25 protein-coding genes and 1 pseudogene are annotated in these 25,318 nt (G+C 58.1%); 9 read left to right on the top strand and 17 right to left on the bottom strand.

Annotated elements, in window-relative coordinates:
• The first annotated feature begins 325 nt into the window (after positions 1–325).
• Together QXF46_06340 and QXF46_06335 are read left to right on the top strand one after the other, a co-directional pair.
• Positions 326–478: a hypothetical protein gene (locus QXF46_06340; protein MEM0226478.1), complete on the top strand. Its 153-nt coding sequence runs from the start codon at positions 326–328 to the stop codon at positions 476–478.
• Positions 420–845: a hypothetical protein gene (locus QXF46_06335; GenBank protein ID MEM0226477.1), complete on the top strand. Its 426-nt coding sequence runs from the start codon at positions 420–422 to the stop codon at positions 843–845. Before QXF46_06340 ends, QXF46_06335 begins: the two co-directional genes overlap by 59 nt.
• A gap of 475 nt (positions 846–1,320) precedes the next feature.
• On the opposite strand, the gene QXF46_06330 is transcribed toward QXF46_06335, so the two are convergent.
• Both QXF46_06330 and QXF46_06325 read right to left on the bottom strand, forming a co-directional pair.
• Positions 1,321–1,665, bottom strand: coding sequence for a nucleotidyltransferase domain-containing protein (locus QXF46_06330; GenBank protein MEM0226476.1), 345 nt, complete (start codon positions 1,663–1,665; stop codon positions 1,321–1,323).
• Positions 1,652–2,016, bottom strand: a pseudogene (locus QXF46_06325) (HEPN domain-containing protein). The gene QXF46_06330 and the pseudogene QXF46_06325 overlap by 14 nt, the downstream one beginning before the upstream one ends.
• A gap of 304 nt (positions 2,017–2,320) precedes the next feature.
• Here QXF46_06325 and QXF46_06320 point away from each other — a divergent pair.
• Complete coding sequence (locus QXF46_06320; GenBank protein ID MEM0226475.1) at positions 2,321–2,755, top strand: HEPN domain-containing protein; 435 nt, start codon at positions 2,321–2,323, stop codon at positions 2,753–2,755.
• Entirely contained in the window at positions 2,692–3,069 is a 378-nt protein-coding gene (locus tag QXF46_06315) for a nucleotidyltransferase domain-containing protein (GenBank protein MEM0226474.1), read from the top strand. The genes QXF46_06320 and QXF46_06315 overlap by 64 nt, the downstream gene beginning before the upstream one ends.
• 330 nt (positions 3,070–3,399) lie before the next feature.
• On the opposite strand, the gene QXF46_06310 is transcribed toward QXF46_06315, so the two are convergent.
• From QXF46_06310 to QXF46_06300, 3 genes are all read right to left on the bottom strand, one after another.
• Complete coding sequence (locus tag QXF46_06310) at positions 3,400–5,505, bottom strand: NAD(P)/FAD-dependent oxidoreductase (protein MEM0226473.1); 2,106 nt, start codon at positions 5,503–5,505, stop codon at positions 3,400–3,402.
• A gap of 218 nt (positions 5,506–5,723) precedes the next feature.
• Positions 5,724–7,535: a hypothetical protein gene (locus QXF46_06305; GenBank protein ID MEM0226472.1), complete on the bottom strand. Its 1,812-nt coding sequence runs from the start codon at positions 7,533–7,535 to the stop codon at positions 5,724–5,726.
• A 4-nt stretch (positions 7,536–7,539) separates the two neighbouring features.
• Positions 7,540–8,250, bottom strand: a complete 711-nt coding sequence (locus QXF46_06300) for a hypothetical protein (GenBank protein ID MEM0226471.1) — start codon at positions 8,248–8,250, stop codon at positions 7,540–7,542.
• A 207-nt stretch (positions 8,251–8,457) separates the two neighbouring features.
• Between QXF46_06300 and QXF46_06295 the strand changes: the two genes are divergently transcribed.
• Positions 8,458–9,276 carry a CRISPR-associated endoribonuclease Cas6 gene (locus QXF46_06295; protein MEM0226470.1) on the top strand — a complete coding sequence of 273 codons (819 nt, stop codon included), beginning with the start codon at positions 8,458–8,460 and terminating at the stop codon, positions 9,274–9,276.
• Positions 9,277–11,534: 2,258 nt separating this feature from the next.
• Here the strand turns inward: QXF46_06295 and QXF46_06290 are convergent.
• The 12 genes from QXF46_06290 to QXF46_06235 form a co-directional block, all read right to left on the bottom strand.
• A complete protein-coding gene (locus QXF46_06290; protein ID MEM0226469.1) occupies positions 11,535–11,723 on the bottom strand; it encodes a hypothetical protein in 189 nt (62 codons plus the stop codon).
• Between the two features lie 96 nt (positions 11,724–11,819).
• Complete coding sequence (locus QXF46_06285) at positions 11,820–12,197, bottom strand: hypothetical protein (protein ID MEM0226468.1); 378 nt, start codon at positions 12,195–12,197, stop codon at positions 11,820–11,822.
• A 12-nt stretch (positions 12,198–12,209) separates the two neighbouring features.
• Positions 12,210–12,488: a hypothetical protein gene (locus QXF46_06280; GenBank protein MEM0226467.1), complete on the bottom strand. Its 279-nt coding sequence runs from the start codon at positions 12,486–12,488 to the stop codon at positions 12,210–12,212.
• Between the two features lie 20 nt (positions 12,489–12,508).
• Complete coding sequence (locus QXF46_06275; GenBank protein MEM0226466.1) at positions 12,509–13,051, bottom strand: hypothetical protein; 543 nt, start codon at positions 13,049–13,051, stop codon at positions 12,509–12,511.
• Positions 13,052–13,083: 32 nt separating this feature from the next.
• Entirely contained in the window at positions 13,084–13,230 is a 147-nt protein-coding gene (locus QXF46_06270; protein ID MEM0226465.1) for a hypothetical protein, read from the bottom strand.
• The gene (locus QXF46_06265; GenBank protein MEM0226464.1) at positions 13,227–14,264 is read right to left on the bottom strand and encodes a type III-B CRISPR module-associated Cmr3 family protein; all 1,038 of its coding nucleotides are present in this window, start codon (positions 14,262–14,264) and stop codon (positions 13,227–13,229) included. The genes QXF46_06270 and QXF46_06265 overlap by 4 nt, the downstream gene beginning before the upstream one ends.
• Entirely contained in the window at positions 14,261–17,692 is a 3,432-nt protein-coding gene (gene cas10, locus QXF46_06260; GenBank protein MEM0226463.1) for a type III-B CRISPR-associated protein Cas10/Cmr2, read from the bottom strand. Before cas10 ends, QXF46_06265 begins: the two co-directional genes overlap by 4 nt.
• A gap of 2 nt (positions 17,693–17,694) precedes the next feature.
• Positions 17,695–18,687, bottom strand: a complete 993-nt coding sequence (locus QXF46_06255) for an RAMP superfamily CRISPR-associated protein (protein MEM0226462.1) — start codon at positions 18,685–18,687, stop codon at positions 17,695–17,697.
• Between the two features lie 10 nt (positions 18,688–18,697).
• Complete coding sequence (gene cmr1, locus QXF46_06250; protein MEM0226461.1) at positions 18,698–20,164, bottom strand: type III-B CRISPR module RAMP protein Cmr1; 1,467 nt, start codon at positions 20,162–20,164, stop codon at positions 18,698–18,700.
• Positions 20,161–20,607: a type III-B CRISPR module-associated protein Cmr5 gene (locus QXF46_06245; protein ID MEM0226460.1), complete on the bottom strand. Its 447-nt coding sequence runs from the start codon at positions 20,605–20,607 to the stop codon at positions 20,161–20,163. The genes cmr1 and QXF46_06245 overlap by 4 nt, the downstream gene beginning before the upstream one ends.
• A complete protein-coding gene (gene cmr4 / locus QXF46_06240; protein ID MEM0226459.1) occupies positions 20,604–21,725 on the bottom strand; it encodes a type III-B CRISPR module RAMP protein Cmr4 in 1,122 nt (373 codons plus the stop codon). Before cmr4 ends, QXF46_06245 begins: the two co-directional genes overlap by 4 nt.
• A 930-nt stretch (positions 21,726–22,655) precedes the next feature.
• A complete protein-coding gene (locus tag QXF46_06235) occupies positions 22,656–23,006 on the bottom strand; it encodes a clan AA aspartic protease (protein MEM0226458.1) in 351 nt (116 codons plus the stop codon).
• A gap of 289 nt (positions 23,007–23,295) precedes the next feature.
• Between QXF46_06235 and QXF46_06230 the strand changes: the two genes are divergently transcribed.
• The 4 genes from QXF46_06230 (at position 23,296) to QXF46_06215 (ending at position 25,028) form a co-directional block, all read left to right on the top strand.
• On the top strand, positions 23,296–23,700 hold the full coding sequence (locus QXF46_06230) for a HEPN domain-containing protein (protein ID MEM0226457.1): 405 nt from the start codon (positions 23,296–23,298) through the stop codon (positions 23,698–23,700).
• Positions 23,669–23,992 carry a nucleotidyltransferase domain-containing protein gene (locus tag QXF46_06225; protein ID MEM0226456.1) on the top strand — a complete coding sequence of 108 codons (324 nt, stop codon included), beginning with the start codon at positions 23,669–23,671 and terminating at the stop codon, positions 23,990–23,992. Before QXF46_06230 ends, QXF46_06225 begins: the two co-directional genes overlap by 32 nt.
• 153 nt (positions 23,993–24,145) lie before the next feature.
• The gene (locus QXF46_06220; GenBank protein ID MEM0226455.1) at positions 24,146–24,505 is read left to right on the top strand and encodes a hypothetical protein; all 360 of its coding nucleotides are present in this window, start codon (positions 24,146–24,148) and stop codon (positions 24,503–24,505) included.
• Positions 24,506–24,773: 268 nt separating this feature from the next.
• Positions 24,774–25,028 (top strand): ribbon-helix-helix protein, CopG family, encoded by a 255-nt coding sequence (locus QXF46_06215; GenBank protein ID MEM0226454.1) that lies wholly within the window; start codon positions 24,774–24,776, stop codon positions 25,026–25,028.
• The last annotated feature ends 290 nt before the right edge of the window (positions 25,029–25,318 follow it).

The following is a 25,318-nucleotide window of genomic DNA, read 5'->3' as shown; positions in this document are numbered from 1 at the left end:
CCATACCCGAGATCACTCAAGCCTAGAGCATTAGACAGCGTTGCAACTTGAAATACGCCTTAATAGATGTGCAGGAGCCTCCTCGAGTAGCCCACAAGCTTCTTCACTTTAAGAACCTTCACGATTAACTGCCCGGGAGATGTTAAGTCCCCTGTAAGCTGTTGCGAGCGGTGAGGGGGGTGGTAGGCTGTCGACTGTTCAGGCTCGTCTACGAGGGATGCGGAGCGTGAAACCGCGCTTTACCCCACTTCCCGGTTGGGAGATCCGTTCAAGGCCTGGGCTAGGTAGAGTTATTAGTGGCTGGGGGCGTGTTATTCGAGGGTGCATGAGCATTCACAGGTTGAGGGCGAGGATCGGGCACATTTACCCGATCAGGAGGAGGATCGGCCACATCTACCCGATTAAGAGGGGTGCTCATCGTGGCGGTGAGAGTGAAGCTGAGGGTAAGGTCGCTGAGGAGCGGGAGGGAGGTAGTTAGCAGCGCGCTCGTCAACTCCAGCTTCGAGGCAGAAACCCCACAGCTACTCATCCCGCGCAGGCTAGCCCTAGAACTAGGCTTATGGCCACCGCCGGAGGACGCCTACCTAGTGGAGGTGGGCACCGCCGGGGGACCGGTGAGGAACTACCTAGTTCCTGGGGCAGCCGAGGTGCTCGCCGAGGCTAAGGATAGGGTCGTGGGCCCCGTTCGGTGCGACGTGATGATCTCCCACCTCGAGTACGAAGTGCTGATCAGCGACAAGCTTGGAGGGGAGCTGGGGATAGTGATCCTGGACTTGAGAGGCAAGTGGAGGTTCTCCGACGAGGATGTCGTTAGGGAGAGCGAAGCCCCCCAGTACTGGTTCTAAAGGGTGCCTGGAGCGATAGCCGGGCAACCCACCGCGGGCAGAAGATCGTTAAGGATCGAGCTGGGGACCAGCGTAACCTGCAACGAACCCCTCGAGAAGGGCTCGAGATGCGCATCCTCCACGCCAGGGGACGCTACGCCCGTTAGCGCGCCTCATAACCGGCCACCTTCCCTACACTGACAGCAACTCGTTCGAGGGCTGGCGGCAGGGCAGATCTACAGGCGCGCCGCCCCACGATAACCTCCTATTGCTCGCGAAGCCGGCACCGCCACCCAGTAGCCTCTGATCCTGCGACGCGGTGGAGAGACCGCCCTTAAGTGTGAGGAGCACTGTGACTATTACCCCACGAGGGCTCTGCGGGAGCGGGCTGCTTTGAGCGGCGGCCCTGTCTGCGGGGAGCCGATGCAGCTAGGGGTCGCGAGCCCGCTGGCGCCGGGGTTGCCCAACGGTTCAGCTTCTCGCGCGCCCGATGGGCCTACAGGAGCTTCTTCCTTCCTCTGAGCATCTCGCTGTAGATGGGGTCCTCCAACTCCTCCTCTGTTAGGACTACGATATCCAGTGGGAAGCTCCTCTTCTTCAGCAACCTGAGCTTCTCGGCCACCTCCAACGGATCCGCACCCCTGCTCACGACTGCCAGGAGGTCGAAGTCGCTGGAGGGGAGGTGCTCCCCCCTCGCTCTGGAGCCGATGAGGTAGAGCTCCTTCACCAGCCCGCTCCTACGCACTTCCTCAACGTACTGCTCGAACGCCTCCTGCCACTCCGCTACCCTCTTTGCCGCCTCCTGGAGCAGGCGCAGCCCGAGTTCGTCACGGGTCGGCAACCTCCTTCACCCAGTTGATAATAGACCTAGCCGATTTCAAGCACCTCTCCGCCCTCTCCCTCGTGTAGCTTATGGCGCGCTTCCCCGGGCACCGGGACAGGGCGTATTGGGGCGTCAGGATCTCCGATGCGATCACGATACCTTCACCCGCGGTGAAGCCAACCCTCTTTAGAGCTTCAAGCAGCTCCGTCAAATCGCGCGTGCAGGGTGGAGCCCCACCGCTACTATCAGGGATTTCAAGTACAGTTCAGCGGCCCGGTGGGACTCGAAGCACGTAAGCCATAAGTGCCCTTCCGCCAAGTGCCTCTCCGCATCCCCGAGAAAAACCTCCGCTTTCTCCACCCACTCCATAGGAAGCCCTACACCTTTCAGTCTACCCACCTCACACTCAGAGCGAACCCTCCTTTAAATCCGCTACAGGCCGCGCCTTGAAAAGCCGGAATCCTTCTGGATGAAACCATAGGGAGTGTATGCTTTGCTGAGAATTTACTTGGAGTGTAGGATCCGAGCGTAGAATGCTTCTCGGCGGGTGAGGCTTCCGAGGCGAATTCTGAAGCGTGTTCCCCGCTCCGGGGGTCGGCTTGAGCGCAAGCCCCGTTAGGCTACGCAATGCTGTAAAAGCAGGTTTAAACCTCGTGGGTCGGGTTATGACTGAGTGGTAAGGGAGGAGGCCTTAGATTGGTGGAGCGAAGCGAAACACAATCTCAGGCAGGCTAGGAAGAACTTCGATATGGAGGAGTACAGCGTAGCCGCTTTCCTCTGCCACCAAGCGGCGGAGAAGGCTTTGAAGGCCCTCTACATAGCTATGAAGGCGGGGCTCCCTCCCAGGGGCCAGGACCTCGTGAAGCTCGGGAAGGCTCTCGACGCCGAGGAGGTGATGGACGAGCTGAGGATCCTAAACCCCCCACTACACGGTGGCGAGGTACCCCAACGCGGCGAACACGGTGCCCAGCGAAGCGTACACGAGGGAGATCTGCGAGAGGTGCCTTGCAGCGGCCCAGAGGGTCCTAGAGTGGGTGAGGAGCCGTGGAAACCTTCCCTGAGCTCGACAGGGTGCGGCTCTCGAAGAAGCAGAAGAGGGAGCTCCTAGCCTTCCTCAAGCGCTTGAAGGATGAGCTCGACGTCAGAGAGGTCTACCTCTTCGGCTCGAGAGTCTACGGCACCCCGCTGGCAGATAGCGATCTCGACATGGTGGTCGTCTCAGAGAAGTTCAGGGGGAGGAGCTTCATCGAGAACATGGAGCTCCTCAGCAGGCTCTGGGACGGATCCTTCACGCTGGAGATGTTCCCCTACACTCCCGAGCAGCTGGAGAAGTACAAGGGCAGGAAGGTGGTCGTAACCGAAGCCCTGGAAAAGGGCGTCAAGCTCGACCTACGCAAGCTCCAGACGAGGCCAGCGCAGTGAAGCCCGCTAGGCTCCAAAGCTTAACAAGGGGTGATTCAACACCCTCGCATGGGGGTCGACGCCTTCGGCGAGCGCGTCCCCTCATCCTTCAAACCGCCCGGGCTTGGGATGCGATTGCGATCCCAGCTCGCATGAAGAAACCGTCGTCGCACTCATCCCCCTTACGGCGCTTCCTCCGCCTTTTACTCTTCCTTTTTTCCACACAATGAAACTCATCCCGCAGCAAAAAGCGTTACGCCCCAACATGGATCGAGCGTACCCTTTGATAGGTTTTGAAACAGCCCCCCGGCTCCTACGCCTCACGGATCGAGCCGTTAACGGTCTCTCACGTTACCGCTCAAGCCTCCAGCCGCGTATATCGTTCGCGCAGATGATCCCGGAGATGACGACCGCCTCTACCCCGCCGCCGGGGAAAGTTGATGCACCGACGAGGTACAACCCCTTAATGGGCGTCTTGAAGAAGGGCCTCCGGGTTTCAATCGACTGGTCGAACGCGTAGATCGCACCCTCCGGCATCGAAGTGTACCTCTCGAAGGTTTTCGGCGTCGCTGCGTCCCGGACAACGATGCGCTCGCTCAAGCCCGGGATGACCTTCTCCGCTCTCAGGATCAGCTCGTCTGCAACTTCCCTCTTCCTCCTCAGGTATTCCTCCGTCCCTCTCGGGGGGAAATCGTGGTAGTTCGCCAGCGTTATGATGGTGACGCTGGCCATGCCCTTCGGCGCGAGGGAGGGATCCGCGTTGGAGTTTATGACTACCCCGATGCCCCCGTCCAGATCCTTGATGAGCGTCGGGTAGCCCGATAGGTCCATGTCAACCCCCAGGAAGACCATGAAAGCCGATGGGGACATCTTCAACCCCCTGATGTAGCCCGCGTGCTCTCTACCCAGGTGCTCCTCCCCAACGAGCTCCAAGAGAGCAGTCTTGGCGTTCACGTTGGCGACCACAACGCTGCTCCTGAAAACCCTACCCCCCGCGGCAACCCCTTTCACCTCCCCGTTCTCAACGAGGATCCTGTCAACCCTCTGCCGAACCAGAACCCGCCCCCCGTTCCTCTCGATGGCATCCCTCAAGCTGTTCGCAAACCTCTGGGCTCCCCCCTTCGGGTAGTAGCCTCCGTGCAGGTAGTAGGAGACGCAGGCAGTGAGAGCGCTCGCCGCGGAAACCTTCTCCGGCTCTGCGCCGACGTAGCCGATCAACGCGCTCAACAGCAGCTTCAAATCCTCATCCCTGAAGTACTCGTCCAGCTTCTGCCTGTACGTCTTACTCATCCAATCGTAGAAGTGCGGGTGCTCCCTCGGGTAGTCCACGAGCTTCTCTACTCCGAAAACCTTCGCGATCAACTCGCCCGGGAGCGGTACGCCGTAAACTTCGGCCTCCCGGTAGCACTCCTCGTACGCCCATCGAGCATTCTCGAAGAAGCGGGCCACGTTATCCCTCTCGTGGGGGAACAGCTCCGATAGCTTCTCTACGAACTCCTCCAAGCCTTCCGCCTCGATGATCCTTCCCTTGAAGATGAACCTCGTCCTGTTCCTCACGAACAGCTCCTCCTTCTCCAACCCCAGCTCGCGGAGCAGGTACGAAATGGGTCCCTTCCCCCAAAGCCCGCTCACATCCTCAACTCCAGTGTTGAACGTGAACCCCAGCCTCCTAAACGAGGAGCAGTAGCCTCCAACCCGGTAGTGCTGCTCCACCACCAAAACCCTGTACCCCCACTTCGCCAGCAAGCTGCCACACGCCAACCCTCCGATGCCCGCCCCCACGATCACAACGTCGTACTCATCCTCACCCTTGGAGGCGCCGGGGCTCACCCGAACCTTCCAATCGAACCTCTCAAGCGGCTCCACGTACCTCTTCGCGACGAAGAAGGCTGAAGCTCTCGCCGGGAACACCACCGAGAAAGCAGTACCCAACACCACGAGAACGTTCGAAACCGCCGTGCTGTAAGGGTGCTTGAGGAGCAGGTAGACCAGCGCGTTGGTGGTAAAGACAAGCGCCCACGCGGCTGAAACAAGGTTGTTGATCCGCAGGAACGCCCTATCCCTCCAGTACACCTCCGGCCAATCCCGCCTAGAAACCTGAAGCGTGAACGGTACACCGAGGGCAATAGAGGACGCAGCCATCAGCGAGAGAGCCGAGTAGCCCACGAACCCGCTGTACTCCACAAAGAAGCCCACCCCAAGCAGGAAAGTCACCATGGAAGCCACGAGAAAGTAAAAGAAGCTGAAAACATCCATAAAGTAGAAATTCCTCCTCAAAACCTGCGGCACCAGAAGGAGGAGGGAAGCGGCCAGCGATAGGAGAACCCCGATGGGCAAGCCCAAACCGGTTAACACCCAGTAGATGATCCAAGGGATGAATGAGAACATTATGTAAACCATACCCGGAATCCTTCCACTACTACCCAATCTCAGGACCGAGCACTTTGTACCCGCCAATTTATAAGCATTGAAGGTTAACACCGTTGGCTGACGATACAATCGGGGGAGCCCGCGAAATCCGTTAATCGTTACGCGACCGGATTCACGTTCTCACGCAACTTGCGCGATGCACCACCAGCGGCGTGGTTTCCTTCGAGTATCCGGCGCGGGGGTGTCCTGCGGGAGCCTGAAGTCCGTTGAGGTTTAACGAGCGCTGAATGGAAGGTTCTCCCCACCTACATGTCGAGTGAGCGTGTTTTACTCTGTAGCACTGGTGTAATGACGTCATAGGCTATCTTTAGCGCGCGCTCATCGTTCCACAAGTCCGTCCTATGCACCTCTTTTGCCGTGAGGCGGCAGAGTCCTTCTCTTGCCCAACCGTTCATCGTTTCGATGAGCAGGAACTCAAGCACGGAATCCTCAATGTAACCGAGGGACGATCTCAGGATTTCGGCAAACCAGTTCCTCACGGTATCCTTTCTCCTCTTCGTAACACTTGCGAAACCGAGCCTTTCGATGAAGCTTCGCAGCATCAGCCCAACAGCCTCCGCCTGCTTCCTCTCCGCCTCCGCGCGAGTCGGCGCTGCCCGCGCCTCCCTCACCTTCTGCTGAGCGAGCCAGCTGTATGCCAGAGAGATAGAGTTCCTCCTCAGGAAAGCTATGATCGAGTCGCCTAGCTTGAGATCATTCGCCAGCTCGTAGGCCAAGGCGTCTGCCTGCTCCCTCGCAAACTCCCGGAGCGCCGCCGGGTACTTGAAGGGTTCAAGGTCAATCCTGATGGTGTACAAGTCGCCCTCCTCCTCGTAATCCGTCAGTTTCTCGAAACCCTCAAGGAGGTGTATGAGCAGAGTGGGGTACCTGCTGGCGAACCTCTCCAGCTGCTCCCGCTTCCTGCTATCGAGCTCGCGGGCCGCTGTGACTTCGATGAGGCACTTCCCCACTTCGATCGCTCCTAGCTTTATGCTGTAAAAGCAGTCTGTCCTAAACCCGCTTACGTCGATACTACTGCTGGAGAAAGTACAGGTCACCGAAAGCATTTGCTCCGGCAGCTCCACCTCATACCTAGGGACGAGCTTGGCCAAAATCTCCTTGACTATCTGCTCTACAACTGAGCCGAGCTGTGGGGACGGCCTTTGCAGTATTCCGCACATCGCTATGACGTTCTGCTCCGAAACTCTGCGCACCGCTGAAAGCCCCTCACAGAACATTTGCGTGTATTTCATAGAGGTGGTTACGATCTCGCCGATCGACCTGTCCCTAAAACCCTTCTCGAGGAAGCTCGTGTAACTGTTAATGAAGCATACCAGTGGCCAAAGCGCTAGGCCGCTCAACCTGTGACGGTGGGCGTAAAGGGCCGAAACTGTCGTCAACAGCTCCCGGAAATCCTCCCTCGACAATGGGATATCAACGCTCAGGAGCACCTGCATCAGCCTCCTACTCAGCCGGCTCGACGCGAACTCCTCGATCCTCCGCTCAGCGTTGTAGCTCAGCACGAGCACGAGAGCCTGATGCACATCGCCGCGCGCCGAGAGGCTTTCGCTGTACTCAATCACAATGTTCGCGAACGCCTCCAGCAGCTTCCTCTGATCCTCCTCTTTCAGCTCTGGGGAGAAGAGAAGATCGACCTCGTCTATGAAGATTACAGCCTCCTTCAGCCCGCTGTACCCCCACAGGCGGCTCCTGAAGTCCCCGCTCATCACACTGCTGACGCCGACGGCCAGGTACTCGGTCGGGATTCCCCGATCCCTCAGCTGATTACGGATGAGGACGGCCATCTGGGACTTCCCTGTCCCGTAGGCATGGCGCGGGGATCGTATCGAGAATATGTCCACTCCACCGTAGCGCGAGCTAAGGTGCCTCAAGAGCCTTCGAACCGCTTGCTCCACATGCTCGCGGACGTAGTCAGCCTTAACGAGAAGGAGCTCTGCGCTCTCAAGAGGTAGGTCAAGGTACCGTCCTTGCTTCCACGTGGCCACCACCTTTTCCAGCTCATCCTCATCAAGGTTCTTTCTCAGAATCTCTATTTTGCTCTCCAGGTCCTTTAGCATGGTTTCAACCCGGCGGGACAACGATCCTCACCCTGTCATCCCCCCTCAGCAGGATCGCGTACTTGACTCTCCCCGTCTCCCGCTCAACGAACTTCTCCAGCCTTGGGTGCCCCTGCAGCCCCATGGAGGCGATCAGCTCTTCATCGTACTCAAGCCCATGCTTCGCGAGGTCCCGGGGCAGATCGAGCTTGCCCTTAAGCGGTGATCGTGGACAACCCTCAATCTCGACGAGCCCTTCAGCCCAAAGCTTCAGCAGGGATTCGCGAACCCGGCCCCCGAGGAGCTTCTCAAGCTCGCTCACCTTTGCTTCACCCCTCGAGTAGAGCACAGCAAGCGCGGCCCTCTCCAGAGAGGGGGTGTAGACAAGCCAGCTCCTCAACCGGGTTACCAAGCCCAGCTCCCTGAGCAGCTTCAACAGGTTCCGCGCGGAAGAGGCGGAGAGGTTGATGCCGTACCTTCCCGCAACCTCCGCTAGCACCATGTGGTTGAGGAACCCCAGCTTTGACGCCTCACCGAGGAGCTCCATGACGCGCAGCTTGTCCAGCGAGGAGAGGAGAGACTCGACGAACTCTTCCTCGCCGCCGCTAAACCCGTTGAGGCCCAAACGCGATAGAAATCTGGCTATCGCCTTACCCTTTCGACCAACCCTGTCGGGACCGTACCTGGCGACGAGGTAGAGCTCCCTAAAGCTCGCAGGCGGAACCGCTAACCTCATCGAAAAATTACCCTCGGCTTTAATATATAAAAATTCTCTGGTATTGGCGAATCAAGGATTGACTCAGAAAACAACCCGAGCACACCCGCAAACCTTTTCACAGGGGGGTCGCTGTCCCGCGCAAGCTGCGCGCAGCGAGGGGCTAGCAGGGGGGCTTCGTTCGCGCTTGCAGACGGGCTTATATCAAGGCTGCTGCAGTCTCCACTCGTGTACGCGCTCACTGTTTGGTTGACGATAATCCCTCTGCAGGATTGTGTGCTACCGCCCTTCACGAGCAAGGTGACGAGAACAGCCTTCTACCGGTTGACGGGCGTTGAGCCGCGGCTGGGTAGGAGGGCGTCCTTCAGCGTGCTGTTCCGGGAGGGCAAGCCCCTCTACAAGCTCTACGGGGAGCCCGGCATCATAACCGCGAAGGAGGGTGAGAAGCTGCAAGCCCGCTTCTCGCTCCTCACCGAGAAGCCCCCCGGGAGCTGGGAGACGAGCGTAATCTTCCAGTTCGGGGCTGCGGAGATGGTGGCGAAGGTGGAGCAGGTGGAGGTCGCCGACGTGAGAGAGCTAAAGCTGAACCTACCCAGGAAGTTCACCGTCAGGTTCCTCACCCCCACGCTCCTCCCCGTACCCGGTCGCGGTAAGCTGCTCAAAGCCCTGGGCTTGAGGAGGAGGTACAAGCTCCTCCCCGATTTGCCGCTGGCGTTAGGCCTTCTCGCCTACGACTTGAAGCTTCAGGGTGTCGGCTTGGTCGAGAGGAGTTTTAGCGAGATATACGGGTGGGGCATAAGGGCTCTCTGCGAGATCGACTACAGCGTTAGGCCCGCCACCGTCCTCTACGCCGTGAAGAACGGCATCCCCTCCATAGAGCGGGGTTTCACCGGCTACGTAGCCTACGAGCTCCTCGACCCCAACAGCTACATGGCTGAAGACGCCAAGCGGCTACTAGCCTTCGCCGAACGCTTCGGCCTCGGCAAATCCCGAAGCATCGGCTTCGGACACGTCGAAATCACCCCCCTCGAACCAGCACCACCGTGAACAACAACCACCAACACCGGCGAAACAGCATACAAGAACACAAAAACCAAGCCGGAGAAGACAAAGGTTACAGTCAACACAATATAGGCGCGATGTCGGCGACCTTAGATCTAGCCGCATCTGATGCTGCGCAGGCCCGCGTTTTCGATTTTCACAGATTCGTGTGTTGTAAGCTTGCACTCCAATCTAGGTCTCCTACCCCGCGTTGAGGGACGCACTCTGCTGGAAAAGTGCTTGGGTAAGTCGATTCCCCCAATGCACTCTCAAAGTAGAGGGTTGAATTCCCGCGCGTTTGAGACGTGAAAAGCGGCTGAGACGCTCGCTGCACATTCGATACTCTGAGGTTCTTGCGGTGACGATAGGCTTAGAGTGGGGACAAGCGTGCACCCCCGGTGCGCCCCCGGACCGGGGGTGGAGGCTGGTGGAAAGCCCTTAAACTCGTCGAATCGGCATAGCCAGTGCTCGAGCCTCATCCGTCGAGTCGAGCGCCGCCAGCCCTGGCGCGCTAAGCCCCAGCCTTCCATACTGCTCCACTAGCGGGTTGAAAGCGCTCCCAACCCATCACTGGGCTCGCCGTCAACACGGGAACCTTTTCACATGGTTGAGCAGCCTTCCTCGAAAGCCTTCGAAGAATAAAGTCCTCGTGAAACCCAGCGTAAACACGAAGCTACGCATACAGAGGAAAGCGTGGAAAAGCGTGTAAACCTTACCCGCCAACCCGCGGGAAGCCCGCTCCCCTTTTTTGAAGTTGGATTTAAGGTGAACGGTTTTTCCGCGGAAAGTACTTCTATTCCCCGATTAACCCGGGGAACTAGATTCCCTTTCCCCGAATCCACAGATGCGCGCTGAACGCCGCACCCAGCGGAAAACAATGCTCGAAATTCAAGAAGACAAACCTTAAAAACCACCACACGAAAAACCCCCACGGAAGCAGCTAGGAAAGAATTGAAAGAGGGCGCTGACGGCAAGCTCGAACGGCTAGCTGGGAAAGAATTGAAAGAACGCAGCGTAAATCCACTGGGGGGCGTACCCCCCAAAGCTAGACTCCTGAAGCAGCTAGGAAAGAATTGAAAGAGCATTGGCAAATCGATAGCTGCTCTGGTTGGGTCGGCTACACCGACCCTCTTTAGGGAGCAGCTGGGAAAGAATTGAAAGCGCGCCCTCAGCAGCAGTACCCCCTCCCAGCCGGGAGGGGGGAAACAGCTGGGAAAGAATTGAAAGGCGATGAACGTTGTTAAACCCCATAGGGCAGCGTCTTCCGCAAGAAGCAGCTAGGAAAGAATTGAAAGTCCTTCCCCTTTCGACGAGCTCTGTATAGCTCAATGCGTTAGGAAGCAGCTAGGAAAGAATTGAAAGGCTAGCGCTTTAGGGTGCTCCCGCAGCCATGCCTTTAATTGAAGCAACTAGGAAAGAATTGAAAGACGCTGCGATAATCCCCTTAGACAGGGGGAATTTTATCTCCGTGAAGCAACTAGGAAAGAATTGAAAGCCCCGGAGGTCGACAAAGATGCGGCCCATCCGCGCCGCCTCCTCCTGAAGCAGCTAGGAAAGAATTGAAAGACACAGGGGATCCGCAGCTCCCCCCGTCCAAGATCGACGACGGCAGAAAACAGCTAGGAAAGAATTGAAAGTCACTCCCTGGCGACGGGCGAGAGCAAGTAAATCCTTTAAGAGGCAGCTAGGAAAGAATTGAAAGGACGGTCTTGCTCTCGTAGTCCACCTTCATCAGCGTGCACGAAGCAGCTGGGAAAGAATTGAAAGTTGAGCAGGCACGTCTTCTCCCGCCCTGCGGCGGTGAATGCGAAGCAGCTAGGAAAGAATTGAAAGGGGTCCCCAATGCTTAGAATGAAGGAATTTAGTAACTCTTCGAAGCAGCTAGGAAAGAATTGAAAGCGGGCGATCTTCCAGAGCACGCTCGCCATAGCTAGGTAGAAGCAGCTGGGAAAGAATTGAAAGTTCAAGAACTCCTTTTTGTAGCAAAGGTAGTCCTTGTGCGAAGCAGCTGGGAAAGAATTGAAAGAGTGGGAGGCAGGAGGGTATGCTGCTTTGTTTGGGACGTGGATGTTAGCGGTATGGTGGGGTTGTGGTCTTGAGGAGTGGTTTCGCGGTTGGCTGTAACGGGTGCTTCAAGCGGGGGGATCGGGTTTGAAGTGTGCTTTCCTATGCGGGGATGTTAAGGTGTGGTCTTGAGGTAGGGTTTCGGCGTTCTGGGGGATGTTGGTTTGACATTGGGTGGGGGGTGGCGAGTTGGTGGCCGCTTATAGCTTCGCGGGAGCTGCTGTTTGGTCGCTGTGGTGCTCTTGGCTAATCGCATGACTGGCGTAGTCGTAGGGGTTGGCGGCCAGCCTCCCCCTTCGATCAGGGCTGCGATGAAAGCCGCTCGCTAAACCGGCGTAGAAGTTCCCTTCGTCGAGGCCCGCCTCGAGTAGAGGGATTGTAAGCTTCATACCCCCTCCTCAGCGCTTCAGATGCCTCCTCTTGCCGGGCCTCTGAGCACGGCTGCCGGATTCGGGCCTACTGCTGCGGATTCTTTCAAGCTGGGTTCACGCTTTCCTGATCTCGTAGTCGATCGGGCTGGCGGTGTCAATCGGGTGTACGTGCTTCGCTACGATCCTCATCCGATCCAGATCGAGAGCAGGTGTTCTGCTCTCCCCCTGCTCGAGCTTAGCGGTTATCTCCCGTACTCCGCTCTCCATCACGCCGCTGTACTCCTTCAAGTGCTCCGCGAGAAAGCTGTACAGCTCGGGGCTCGCTTTAAGCTGCTCAGCCGTCTCACTGAGCGCGCGAACGATCTGACAAACCAGGAGAACCTCAACGAAGGAGCTGACCCCCTCATCATCGCCCCACCCGCACGTTAACCCGCGCACTACGAGGCCCCACCCGGTTCCCCTGCGCTCTCGTCCCTCCCCATCTGTTTCCACCTTTTAACCTCCTCAAGCCTCCCCAGGATTTCGTCCAGCGCTGGGGTCCTGGTGTGGAGGGCTGGGGTGAGGGGCCAATGGGACCCCCCTGACCAGCGTTAGGCGGGACGCTGGCCCCTTGAGCTGCTCGTCCGCGGTGCAGCCACCTCTGCTCCAGTGCCCGGCTAGGCTCTCAGCAGCTCTCTCGAGCGAGCCGAAGCTCGTGGCGCAGATCTCGAGGAACTCCTTGAGGCGTGAAACCACCACCGCGCGGATCTTCTCTTCGGCGATCCCGTTGATTCTGACAGACACGCCTTCCCTCTTGAAGCCCCTTATCGACAAGGGGTCGGAGTTATAGTGAGAGAGTGTGATTGTGGGGGTTGCAGGGCCCGCTTCAGCGAGTACAGCGAGCAAGCCAGCGACACGCCCTCTCTAAGCGCGTGGGCGAAGTATTTGATGCCGTGCGTGGTATCGACGATGACATCGATCGAACCCTCCCCCGCGTGCTCGCACAAGGCCTTGAGCGTGTAGCCCACGACACCCGCGAGGAGCGCCCTGTAGAAGTTCCCCCTTCCACCCCTCCACGTGTAAACGTAGCTGTCTCTCCTCCCAGATGCTATCCCCGGCAGCGTAGTGACCTCGCACTTGAACTGACGGCAGAACTCCTCGAGGCATCTGCGCGCTTCATCGACTCTATCCCGATCCTCTTTCGAGAGAGAACCCTCGTAGTACGAATATATCCAGGAGCCGCGCACGAGATGGTCTGCTGAGTCGGTTCTGCGTAGTACCCTCCTCGGGAAAAGCTCGTTTATCAAACGTTGATCACCTTGAAGCAGCCTGTTCAGGAGGAGGGAATCCTGAACGAAGATTTTCACGAGCTTCGCAGGGTAGCAACGTGCTAGAGCTTCTACGGAGAAAACGTCTCGTACTGCTCCACCCCCCGGCATGCGCTGGCATCCGTGAGGTACTCGCACTTGTCAAGGTCGTGGACGTCACCGGCTGCCGCGAATACCGGCGTCGCTGACGAGCCAGCCTCGCCCCGAGGGGCGCTCACCCAAGCTCGATGAGGCTCCCGTAGCCCGTCCTCCCCAGCAGCTCGATGAGTGACGTCCTCTTCGGTACGTTCGCGTAGGGGCCCATGTCCTTCGTGTAGCATTGACCCTCGCAGAGCCTGATGATCGATCCCTCGAGTATCGCCGGGTACATCGGCTTCCTCGACCTCTCAGCAATGCTGAAGCCTAACCCCCTGAGGCCTGCAGCGCCGGTGACCAGTTCTAAGAGGCACCCACCGTCCACTTCCACGCTAACCCTTCCACCCTCTCTCTTGATTCTCAGCGGGCTAGGAAGAATGAGCGGCGAGAGGAGCACCGCGTAGCCCTCCTTGAACCCCGCGCTAGCGATAGGCTTTACAACGCCTTCGTCAACACTCCGTACCTCGAGCCTGGCGATCCTACTTTCACCGCCTACCGCTGCCGCAGCCCCGTCGAGCCGGACCAGCAGATTGGGCGCTCTTGCGCTGTCCAAGCCGACCTCGACGGCTATGTAATCGCAGTGGACCGAGACGTAGCTTGCAGTGTAGAGGAAGCCCTCCCTCGCGGCTTTCAACCCTTCTCGAGCGGTTAAGGCTATCCCCACCCGCTCCTGCAGGCGGGGCTCTGCGCGGTTTTGCTCCTGCCGCAATCTATTCATGAAGTCCTCGAGATCCCCCCTCTCGATCTTGGCGAGCTCTTGCCTGAAGTGGCAGGCGAGCTGCTTCAGATCGATGAAGAAGAAGTCGCCACCCACCCTGATCGGAACGTAGGGGGTGGAGTCGCGGACCAGGTAGGGGCCGCGGATCCATCGGATGCCCAGCCCGTTGAGCAGATTGAGCATTCTCTCCACGTAGCACATCCAGCTTGAAACTGGCTTCACCGGCTGCTGTAGGAGGAGGGACGTTAAGAGCCCAGCGACGGTGCTGGGGGCGAGGAATGCCTGCGAGACGGCGGACGCGCTCACCCCGCGAGCCGAGGGGTCAAACTCGCCGGGACCCCTCAGCATGAGCGGCTCCAGCGGCTTTACCCTAACCTGGTAGACTGAGACCCCGCTCACCGCATCCCACCCCTCAGATTCCTCGCGGAGCGAACGATAGCCGTGAAAATGTGCGCAGCTTCCTCTCTCCCTCCCGTCTCCGCCTCCACTACGCTAGTCCTGAACTTCATGCTCTCATGCTTATCCAGCTCGCAGATGAGCTCCGAGAGTTCATTCCACCTGATCCTTCCTGCCTCTCTTCTCTCCCTCCCACGCGCCAAGTTCCTCTTAAGGACGAAGTCCATCAGCGTTCCAACAAGCTCCACGTGGCGCCTAGCGGCTTCCACGAGGTTGTTGTTCACGCTCTCCACGTCGTAGAGGAGGCTGGTGGAGTACAGCTGCTCGCCGAGAAGCGGGGATACCGAGCGGAGCAGGCCGTCAACGGCCTTGGCGGTCAGGGATACCTCGCACAGGTAGTCTTCAGCACTAACGCTCCCCTCCGCGACGTGGAAGCCCCTGTTCAGCGTCAGCGGAACGAAGGAGAGTTCCACGCCCCCTCTCGGCACGTAGACGAAAGCGGCAGTGTCCTTCACGAGTACCTCCTGAATTTTTCCATACACGCGAGTGCGAACCCTGCTTTTCGCATCTTCAAGAGCTGAGCCCGCGCGATTGAGCGCCAGGTGCAGCGGGTAAAGGTAGTGAGTTAGCAGCGCGCAGTAGCTCCTACCGACGCATGGCAGGGCTGGCAGCCAGGCGTTATTCACCCTGATAAAGCCTTTTTCCGGCGAAACTCGTATTCCACTGCTGGTCAAGCACGGCTGCTCAGACTCGTGCTGCTCTCCCGCCGTAGAAGCTCGCACTTCACCGTCAGGCGTCGTCTCGACGCAGCACTTATCGAGGGGGGCTCCCGCGAAGATGCGCCTGCTAACGTAGACTAGCCTTGCCAGAGAGTCGACTGGGGCGAACGCCATCAAATCGTCTCCGCCGGCATAGACGATGAAGCCCCCCAGCCTCGAGATCGCCACCGCTTCGAGGATTGCAATTCTAGATAGGGCGCTGCTGATCGAGAAGTGGTAGGATATGCTCACGGGAATCTTGCACTTGCGCCGAATTCCCTCTACCACCTGCCTGGCGCTGGTCAGCCGCCTTCTAACCTCATTTTCGCTCTCGTTCAGCTCCTCCGAGAGGAGCACCGACCACTGTTCCAATGCAGCCTGCCACCTCTCCTCATCTTCCTCCAGTAGCGCGGCAAGCAGCTTCTCGAACTCGCAAGATCCAGCAGCCCTCAAGATGCTTGCGAGCAAGGTTCTCAGTCTCGCAGGCTCGTCCTCCAGGCCGTACAGCGCCGAAACGTCGCCTACGAGCAGCTTACCGATGTTGTCGCCGTCGGCCCGAACGATGCCGTAGTAGCTCCACAGGTAGCCAGCGAGACCCCACTCGCGTATGAGCGAGCTCCAGCCGGTCCTCAACTCCTTGTCGCTGGAGAGCCAGAGCGTTTCGGCGTCCGCCTTAAGGAGCACGAGCAGCAGGATCTCCAGATCCTTACTCAGCTTCAACTCCCTGATCTTCCTCTCCAGCTTCCTTTCGGCGAGCCAGGGCCTGGCCTCACTCGCAGCTGCTTTGAGAACTTCGAGGAACAGGGGGAAGCAAACTTCCAGCTGATCTTGGAGCCTCTGCGCTGGGAGAACCCCCTTACTTACGCTCTCGACGAGCCTCTGCCTAAGCCGAAGTGAGGCCACGTCGGGTGTGGATGGGAAGCCGAAGCGAGCTATCTGAGGTGTCCGGGGTTCCTTGGCGAGCCGTCTAGCGTATTCCTCATCCTTGCCTAAGAGTAGTACGTTGAGTAGTCGTGGCTCGAGGCTGAGGACCCTCTTCGCGAAGCACCAGGCGCAGAGCCTCTCTCCGGGGGCGAAGATCGTCTTGAGGCCCCGAAGATCAATCTTAACTTTGTAGTTCTCCAGCCATTGGGTGAAGCTATCGAGCTCCGGCTCTTTCTCTCCGTGAGCCGCAGCATCTCTAATCCTTCTCCACCGTGCCTCGATTTCGGTGCTCTCCCAGCCCTTCGCCATGGCACCGTACACGTAGAAGCCGTACTCCTCCTCTTCGGGGCGTTCGCCCTCCCCCGAGGGTAGCACGAGGAGGGCCGGCAGCCTTCCACAGGAGGTGCAGTACTCGAAGCCCCTGGGCGAGCGGCGAGGGAAGCCTACGCCCCTAGCGAAGGCCGCTTCCGTGAGCTGGCCAACCTGCAGCTCAGCTTCAGGTTCGACCCTCTTGTACTTGCGCTGAGCGAGCCTCGAAGCCAGCTCGTTGTACTTTTCGCTGTAGCTACGCCAGTACTCTTGCCCCTCCAGCTCAACCTCGACCACCTCCACCCTGAGGAGGAGCGGCGGCACCTCGTGGAACAGGGTCCTCCCGTACTCGCAATCGTAGTAGCTGAAGACCCTAGCGATGAACTTCCAAACAAGCTCCCCCTCTTCGTCCTTCGCTCTCTCCTCCGCGTACGCGCGGATCGCCTGCCAAAGGCTGCGCCAGCCCTGCCTAAACCTGCTTTCGAGAGCTGAAGCTACATCATCCCCGAGGATGCCCCTGAGCCTCTCCGCGGGCGGGAGGATGAGCGTCGCCCTCTCGGGCACGCAAGCGTACGGTGGGACGCAAAAGCCCTTGTACAGTTCCAGCAGGTACTCATCCCCCATGTACGCGTACTTCGTCGCCTTATCCAGCTCGTTAGGTAAGCTGGGTGGAAGCTCCTCCTTCGGACAGCTACGCACCTTGTGGGAGAGCCAGTGCAGGAAGAACGGGTTGAGCCTGAGCGAGGGGGTCACCACGACGTCGGGCCCCAGCTGCTCCACTAGCGGGAGGATGGTGTACCAGACCAGCGCCGAGACGAGGTAGCTGGACACCCACGCGTCCCTAAGCTTCCTGCTCGACGCCACGAAGGCCTGCACGCCGGCCACGTCGAGCCCCACGAGAAGACCCTTCCTGGCGTCGCTCACCATCCAGTTGAGGGCCGCGGCAGTGGCGTAGTTGTGGTCGAACACCGTGTGGGTGGGGACCCTCGTCTCCGCCGGCCCTACAGGTAGGTCCTGGTCGATCCAGAGAACCTCGTAGAGCGCGTAGAGCAGCAGGTACCTCAACTTCGCATCCGCAACCTTGCTTAAGGCATCGAAGAGCCTCTTCCTGAATCCCTTAACCTGCTCCGCGGGCAGCTTTTCTGGCAGCTCCACTTGGAAGAGCGGGTTGATCGGGTTCTTCAGGACTAGCTTCCTGCAGGGCATGAACCCCCGGACGTACCTGTCGCCCATTATGATCGAGAGGACGTACCTGTCGATGCTCGAAGCCAGCCTATCAGCCTCCCTGACCTCTCTCGGAATATCCCCGAAGCCGGCTAGCTCCCTCACGTACTCGAGCGCCGCCTCCTCGTGCGGCTCCATGCTCAGCAGCAGCCAGGGCTTTTCCGGAGGATCGTGGAGCAGCGCGGCGATCTTAAGCTTGAAAAGCTCCTCACTCATGGTTACCTCACCGTCCTGTACTCGAGAAGCTCGAATCGCGAGTAACCTATGGACGTCTTAGCTCCAACACCACGGGAGAGAGCGTAGAGTACTGCGAGGTCGAGGGAGGGTAATACGTCTACGGTCACATTACTCGCAGCGGCAAGGTCCCCCTCGAAAATGTGTTTCTTCGAGTTAAGCTCGCTGCTAGCGTCCGCAACCCTTCCTCCCAGTTTAGCCCTCAAACCTCTGTTATAGTAAAGGTAAAACTCGAAGACAACACCGGGCGCTATCGCGGCAAAAACCACGGGTTTCGGCTCAACATCGAGCTCCGTTTCCAGCTTCTTCGTCTCAGGGTAATGCGGCGATAGAACATCAGGCTCCAGCAAGCGGACCGCAGCACCTCCTCCGGATCTACTCTGAAGCTCTCTCAAGACCCCTACGGGATACGCATCCGTAACTCCCACAACCCCTACCTCTCCTTCCTCTCCGAAGAGTAGCCTAGCAAGATCCTTCCCTCTCAACTCTTCGAGCGCGTGCCTAAAAGCCCCCTTAAGCGCGGAAGCCGGAATATACGGAACATTAAGTATGGGATCAAAGGATAACCCGAGCTCGAATGGAACTTTCCCAAAAGAGCCCCCAGCGCCCACAACAGTCCTGGTAGTCGTTACCATCCTACACACCTTCAGGCTATAACCGTTCAACAGCAGCGCCTCTCTAACGCGTTCGAGATGCTTCTGCACTTGGCTGAATGAAAACTGACTGAGGACGGAGCAGAGCATCTCGAGGAGAACTCTCTTATCAGCGGCTCTATCATCGTCTCCCTCAAGCAGGATTCCAAACCCGATCATGACAACGTAAGAGAGAAAGTTCGTATCTACATTCAACTTAGGCAGTTCCCGCAGTTCCCCAAGTAGTTTCTTCGGGACTTTGAACCTTCTTTGCTCCTCACCCTCTACTCGTGCTCTTTCTCTTTCGGCCCGCCCAGCAGTGGGTGATGGTCTAGGACCCTTCATCCCTTTCACCTCATCGACTTCTCTCGATCACTTTTACGACGTTGTCTAACGCTGTATTGAAGGCCCTTTTCACGTCGTTTAGCTGTGTTGGTCTGAAGGTCACCTGGAAGTAATGGGGGTAATTCCAGTTAAACCCTAAATGTATCAACGATACTCTATCCCAATCAGCCGTAATAAAACCTAAAATTACAACATAATACTTCCCCTTATACTCCCCGTCGCTTATTTTGATCGGTACAAAAATTATCGGCGACCTCCTCCTAACTAAAGCTTTGTACTTTTCGCAGCAGTTGAAGTATCCAGTCGGTACCTTGTACTTTTCCCTCCTACCACCTTCCCTACCCCTTCTATCCTCTTCAATTTTTTTCCTAATCATGTTTGAAATATCGTCGGTATTGGTATTTCCACATTTAATCCTGTTAAGTAGCTTCTTCAGATGATCTCTAAGCACCTCCTCAAGATTAGCTTGAGGTATCCTATCCCGAGGCGGCTCAAATTGCGGAGGTTGAGAGCGTGGAAGACCTAGTATCCAAGTGTCGAGATTCCTTCCAGACGATCTGATATCTACGCCTTTCAACCTTTTCCAGCTCAGCTTTAAAGTAGCATTTCCTATCGCTTCGAGAACTTCCACATCGCTGCCAAACAATTTGTTTGGTATGCAAACTTCATAGTAGTTATCAACAGGTGTCTCAATTAAAGGGTGTGTATACTGCCCCGAAACGCTCATGTTGACCACTAGTGGGGAAGCAAGATTGATGCATAATTCGAAGATCTTCTTCACGATTTCTTTTGCTTTTACCTGGAATGATCCCTCCCTAAATATCTCACCTTTGCTTAACTTTTCGAGGTCACTGTATAACTCCTTAACCGAACTCAAATTACATTCCACCTTAGTTACCGCAAGTTTCCCGAACCCTCTGCTCGTGGCCTTCCCGACGCCTCCTAGGGCTAGAGCTACGAGCAGTGATGAGGCAGCAAAAGCGTCTTCGGCTTCTTCCGTCTTTCTTAGTCTGTACAGCTCAACAGAGAAAGTACTGTTCGGCCCCAGCACTCTATCCCTAATAATCTCTCCTCTCCCTAACCTGAGAAGCTTTACGCGCGCAACATCTTTGTACTTCGCCAGCTCAACTTCATTGACTTGCAAATCCGTCGCAACGATTTGATATTTCGAAGAACTTGCCCTGTCACGCGTGGTCCCTAAGATGTTCGCCACGATCTTATCGGCATCCTCGAGGTTGACAAACCTCGTGTACCGGAACCTCTTACAGATGGCGGCGGAAACGAAGATGCGCGCCCACCACCTCCACACACCTTTAATGGACGAGGGTCTCAGCCCCTCTCGTCCCACTTCATGACTCGTCCTGGTATCGTACCCACCGATAAGAATCGGAGTTACCGCTGTTAACTCGAAACGGCAGACGCGGTCACTCTCTCTAACACGCCTTTGCAGCTCCCTCAATCGGCTATAAGTGCTCATGAGGAGCCCCTCTCGCTCCAGGTGGCCTCACAGAGTCGCTTAAACTCAACAAGAAACGGTCTCAAAATCGGCACGACGACGGTGCTCCACTTGAGAAGATCCCTTAGCAGGTCGATCATGGCATCCGTATTCCTTTCCCCCGCTAATATAGCATCGAGATTGATATTTGAAGGTACGATTTGAATTCTTTGCAGGTAAAGCAGGATTGCTTTAAGCATCAATTCGTAACCGATTTTATCACTCTTGCTGTAAAAGAAGCTCAGAGCCGGCACTAAGCCTACTTCCTCTATCAGCTCGGGGGCGTCTCTCGCACGTGCACGCAGATCGCGGCCAAAATCAGTTTTTTCCTTTTCACTTTTAGCTCTTCGCTCGAGCTCACCCCTTATTGTCATAAAAATGTCTAGTGCAGCTCTCACCGGATCCCTAAGCTGTTCAGCGCTCATGCGCTAACCACCTGAAGCCTTACGATACCCTTACCGATCGTCTCGTGACCGCCGAGCACAACGTATCCCTTCAGATGGTTGGCAAGAAGCTCCTTCACTCGCTCTCTCACGCTGCTGGCGAGATGCGCGGTGGCACCCGCTAGATCGTTCTTCTGCAGAGCTTCCTCTACCCTCTTTCTCGTCGAATCGTTTAGCAGGCCGAGCTTCACGAGAGCTTCGAGGTATGCTGTATCATCGACTCGCTGCTGGCCCCGTTCGCCCTCGCTCTGCCTACCCAGAAGGCTCGTCACGAACTTCTCAGCGAGGGGCGGCTTCTTGAAGAGGAACACCGTGGCGAACCTCGTTTTAGCCGGAACGTACTCCTCGCTCCAGAGGCCCCCCTCCTCCACGGTCTTCGTATCCCTCCTTAACCTGACCCTCGTGAGCCTCAGAAGCCCCCGATCGATCGCGTGCCTGGCTTCATCGTCGTGGAGCACCAGTAGGGGCTTGTCCAGGCCTAGGGCTTTGCTGAGCTCGCCGCCGCTCTGAGCCGGCTTAGGATTGAGCCACAACTCCTCCAGCAGGATAATATTGCCCTCCAGTTCGCTCACAACCAGCTGATCCTTGTCCCCCACGCAAAGGCAAGAACCTCGAGCGACTCCTTCTGCTTCTTTCAGGAGCGACTCAACGTCGCCCACCAGCTTCTCGCTCGCGCCGTAGAGGCGAGAGTACTCGAGGAAGCTCCTGAGGAGCAACGGTGAGGTCACGTAAGCGTACACGCCCCTGAGGCTGCGCACGGGCATCGCAACGAGCCGCGCATCGAGCACTGCGACGCTAGACTCGAAGCTCTCCTCGGGTTCGGGCTCCGGCCCCAGCAGAGCCTCGACGGCCCTCCTCGCGAGCGCCAAATCGTTCTTCTCCTTCACGAGAGCCCAGAGCAGCGCAGTCTTTAGAGCACCCTTCAAGCTGCTAGCGTAAATACAGGGGTAACCGTACTCGTCCCTCTGCACGGGAAGATCAACGACGCCGCCGGCGCGCCCCACACCAGCGTGAACGTGCGTTACAGCCTCGATGAAAACCAGATCAGCCAGCTGATAGGTGGACGGAACCCTGATCAAGTGCTGAGAAAGTTGGGCCATCGATTAAAGAAAACCTTAGTCGTATTTATAGTTTATCCGCTCTTTTAACAAGATCTATCAGTAAGCTGAACGTTCTACAGAGAACGGAGGGGTCGAAACTAGCTTCACTTGTCAATCCCGAAGTTCGCGGGCACGAAGCACCCCAGCTGGTAGGACTATAGAGGGTCGGCCAGCGAGCATGGGCTGCCGAGTTCGTAGATGGAACTACCTCGAAACGCCTTGGCGAGTAAAATATTCCACTCACCTGCAGCCTGCTCACTGACCTCCTCGGTGGGTAAAGCATCTCCTAAGCGTTCACAGCCTCGTAAGCCGCTAGGCCGAGCTGGGCGTTTGCGGCCAGAGGCTTAGGGGTACCCTTCCTAACTTAGGGCCGAAAATCAGGCTGGAGCCGAAGAGATCCATCACCTTCCCTCTCTGTTGTTGCGCATAGACGGGCTACCCTCTCGCTGATGCAGGCCAACTCTTCGGCCAAATCACTAGCCCTCGCTTCGAGCCTATGTGAGCATCTTTAAGCCTTGTGAAAGGGCTCTCTTTTCCCGGTCAAAATCGTCGAAGCAAGAGTCACTCGTTAAGTCCCCGAGCGTGGACGGCAGCTGCCGACGGCATTGGTGCGGCGTACCTCACCCGCCAGCGTGAGTAGCGGGCTTCAAGAGCAGCTGGACGGCATGCTAGGCAACGGAGGCGCAATGTCGTAGTTCTCTCCGCGTAAGCTCCTCTCGCCAGCTTTCGTTCTCAACGCCTCTCCCTCAGCAAAGCAGCTTCGCTGTAGCTCGAGCCACCTCGAGGCGAGCGAGTAGCTATAGTATTCAACGTGTCGGAGCAATCGAGAGATGGTGGAAAACAGAAGAGGAAGCCCTTAGGGTGGAAAACGCGGAGGTGCTATGGCGAGATGCCTATCAGCAGCGCTGGGTGGCGCCGATCCGGTGGCTTTTAGAGTCTCGTCACGAACCTTCTCGTGGGGTGGATCTTACCGGTAGTTGGGTCGACGGCGAGGCCTAGCCTCTCAAGGGCTTCCACGCCCAGGCAGACCTCTCCTCCCTCAACGATTGCGGCGAGCACGGGCGCCCTCCTGCCGCTCACCTCGACTTCAACGGCCCCGTAGTCCACCTCTCTCACGGTTCCGTCCGCGAGCTCAGCGACCATCCCTCCCAGGGGCTTCACCCCCAGCTCCTCGGCCACGCGCCTGGGCAGAACCAGCGTGGTAGCGCCTGTATCCACGAACGCTGCAACCTCTACCGACCTGCCGCCGCAGTGCAGCTTGACATCCTCCCTCACGCGCACACCCTCACCCGGAAAAGCCATCGGGCGATCCAAATAAGCCTGGTGGTTTGCGACCTCGAGGGCTTTCACGCCATCACCGCTAAACCCTTCTCTGGCCTGCGCACCCCTCGCGCAGCCGACAACACTCCATCGGTTTCACACTTCAGCATGCGGCCACGGGACGGCAGCTTCCGCGGAGGTGGCTGACTCCTGCTGTGGTTGAAGCATGGGCGCTCCGCTTCTCTCGCGCTTTGCGCTGGTGACGCTTTTAATCTGCCTGCGAGCTTTGGGGGATCCAGGGGGTGCGGTGATGCCCGTAAGGGATGAGGCGCTGGATTGGCTGGCGGAGGCTAGAGCAGACCTCCGTCACGCGGAGGTGAGCATCAGCGTGGGCGACTACAACTGGGCCTGCTTCGCGGCCCAGCAGGCGGCCGAGAAGGCGTTGAAGGCTCTGATACTGCACGCTCTGGGCGGGTACGCTCGAAGGCACGACCTCGTCAAGCTCTACCGCAGAGCCAAGGGCGCTGGCATTTTGCTCGGCGAGATTAGCGAGGGAGCCCTCTTCAGGCTCTCAGCGTACTACACGGTGGCCAGGTCCCCGAGTGCCGGCGTGGAGAGGCCCTCCGAGGAGATCACAAGGGAGCAGGCGGAGGAGGCTGTCTCGACGGCTAGAGGGGTCCTTGATGAGGTCGCAAAAGCTCTACAAGACCCGTAGGGAGGTCCTTGAGGCGCTGGAGAGGCTCGCCAGGGAGCTCGGCGCGACGGTGTACCTCTTCGGGAGCTACGCGAGGGGGGATCACACGCTTGAGAGCGACGTCGACGTGGTCGTCGTGTGCGAGCGCTTCGAGGGCATGGAGTACGCGGAAAGGGTTGCGCTCGTGAGGTTGAAGCTGCCGCGGGAGTTTGGCTTCGACATAGTAGCCCTAACGCCCAGGGAGTTCAGCGAGAGATCGGGGCGCGCCTTCTTCAAGGAGGTTTCGAGGTACTGGATCGAGATCAAGCCGTAGCGCTCCGCGGGGTGCCGCGGCACCCTCCCGGTGAGCCCCGCCAGCTCCAGCCGCAGGGAGCCCGCACGAGCACGCGAGCCTGCCCTCAACCCTGCAAGTTGTAACGGTCTCCCCGCGGTCAAGCTTAAGATCGCGCGCGGTAGCGAGCTGGTGATGGGGGCCGCCGTAATCCCCGTTAAGGTCAGAGCCAGGGGCGAGGTGGTGCTCAGGGCTCTAGTCGACGCTTGCTTCTACGGCGACTTGATCGCCAGGCCCGAGGCTGTCGAGGGGGCGGACGTCAAGCTAAAGCACGAGAGGGTGAGGGTGCTGCCCGACGGTGGCAGAGTGAGCGTGAAGTACGGAGTAGGTGAGGTCGAGGGGATGGTGACCGACGCGGACGTGGAGGTCTGGGAGGGGTTGAGGACGCCGCCCGGCGTGGACGCACTGATCGGCAATACGGTGCTCGAGAAGCTCGGCCTGAGGGTGAACCCGAGGACGGGGCAGCTGGAGAGAGTGGAGCTGTACCTGCTGTGAAGCAGGAGCCCGAGATAGCGGCTAGGGAGCGCTAATAATGGGATTTTCGAGTGGAGCTTGGAATCGGACCCCCAATCACTCTAAACCGGTAGCTGTTCGAGAGCTGGGCCCCGAAGCGCCACGCTACCCTCTCTGCATTTGCCTCTAGGCGCATTAGGGCTTTACCCATCGCACCGGCCGGGACCGGCTTAGGCGATCGTGCTTCATGGGCTCTGCGTCTGTGGTAGCGGAAAGCTTGATTAGCCGGTGGTAAGAGTTGTTGCAGGGTGTGACGACTGTCAAGGTGAGCGTGAGCCTCCCGGAGGATCTCTTGAAGAGGGTGGACGCCCTCTGCAGGCAGCTGAGGATGTCGAGGAGCGAGTTCATAGCGAAGGTGCTGGAGGAGAAGCTGGGGGCGGGCGAGAAGGACTCCAGGTACCCCACGGTTTTGTGGAAGCTGAGCACGACCGGCTACCTCAGGCTTAGGTCCCCGCGGCTCCGCGGCAGGTCGATCGGGGAAGGGTGGATCGTCGAAGAGGTTTAAGAGGGGTAGAGATCAGCCAGCCGCGTGAACCCCGGTAAGGTCGGGGTCTACATCCCCACCCTGCCGAAGCCCTGACGGGAAAGGTGCTAGTGGGCGGAGAGGTCCTGAACAACGAAGCATTCGAGAGATGGTAGAGCGCTGCAGCCGGGAGTAAGTGAGGCGCGGATCGCGGTTACGCCAATTCGATCCCCAGTTCCCTGACGAGCTCTATCGCGCGGCTCATTTGATCCGGCGTCAGGCTCCTCGCCGCGTACTTTTCGCTGAAGTAGATGAAGTCCGCTATCCTGCGC

It is taken from the genome of Thermofilaceae archaeon (genome assembly GCA_038731975.1).
Classification (GTDB): Archaea; Thermoproteota; Thermoprotei; order Thermofilales; family Thermofilaceae; genus JANXEW01.
This window is presented reverse-complemented; position numbering and strand designations above follow the sequence as displayed.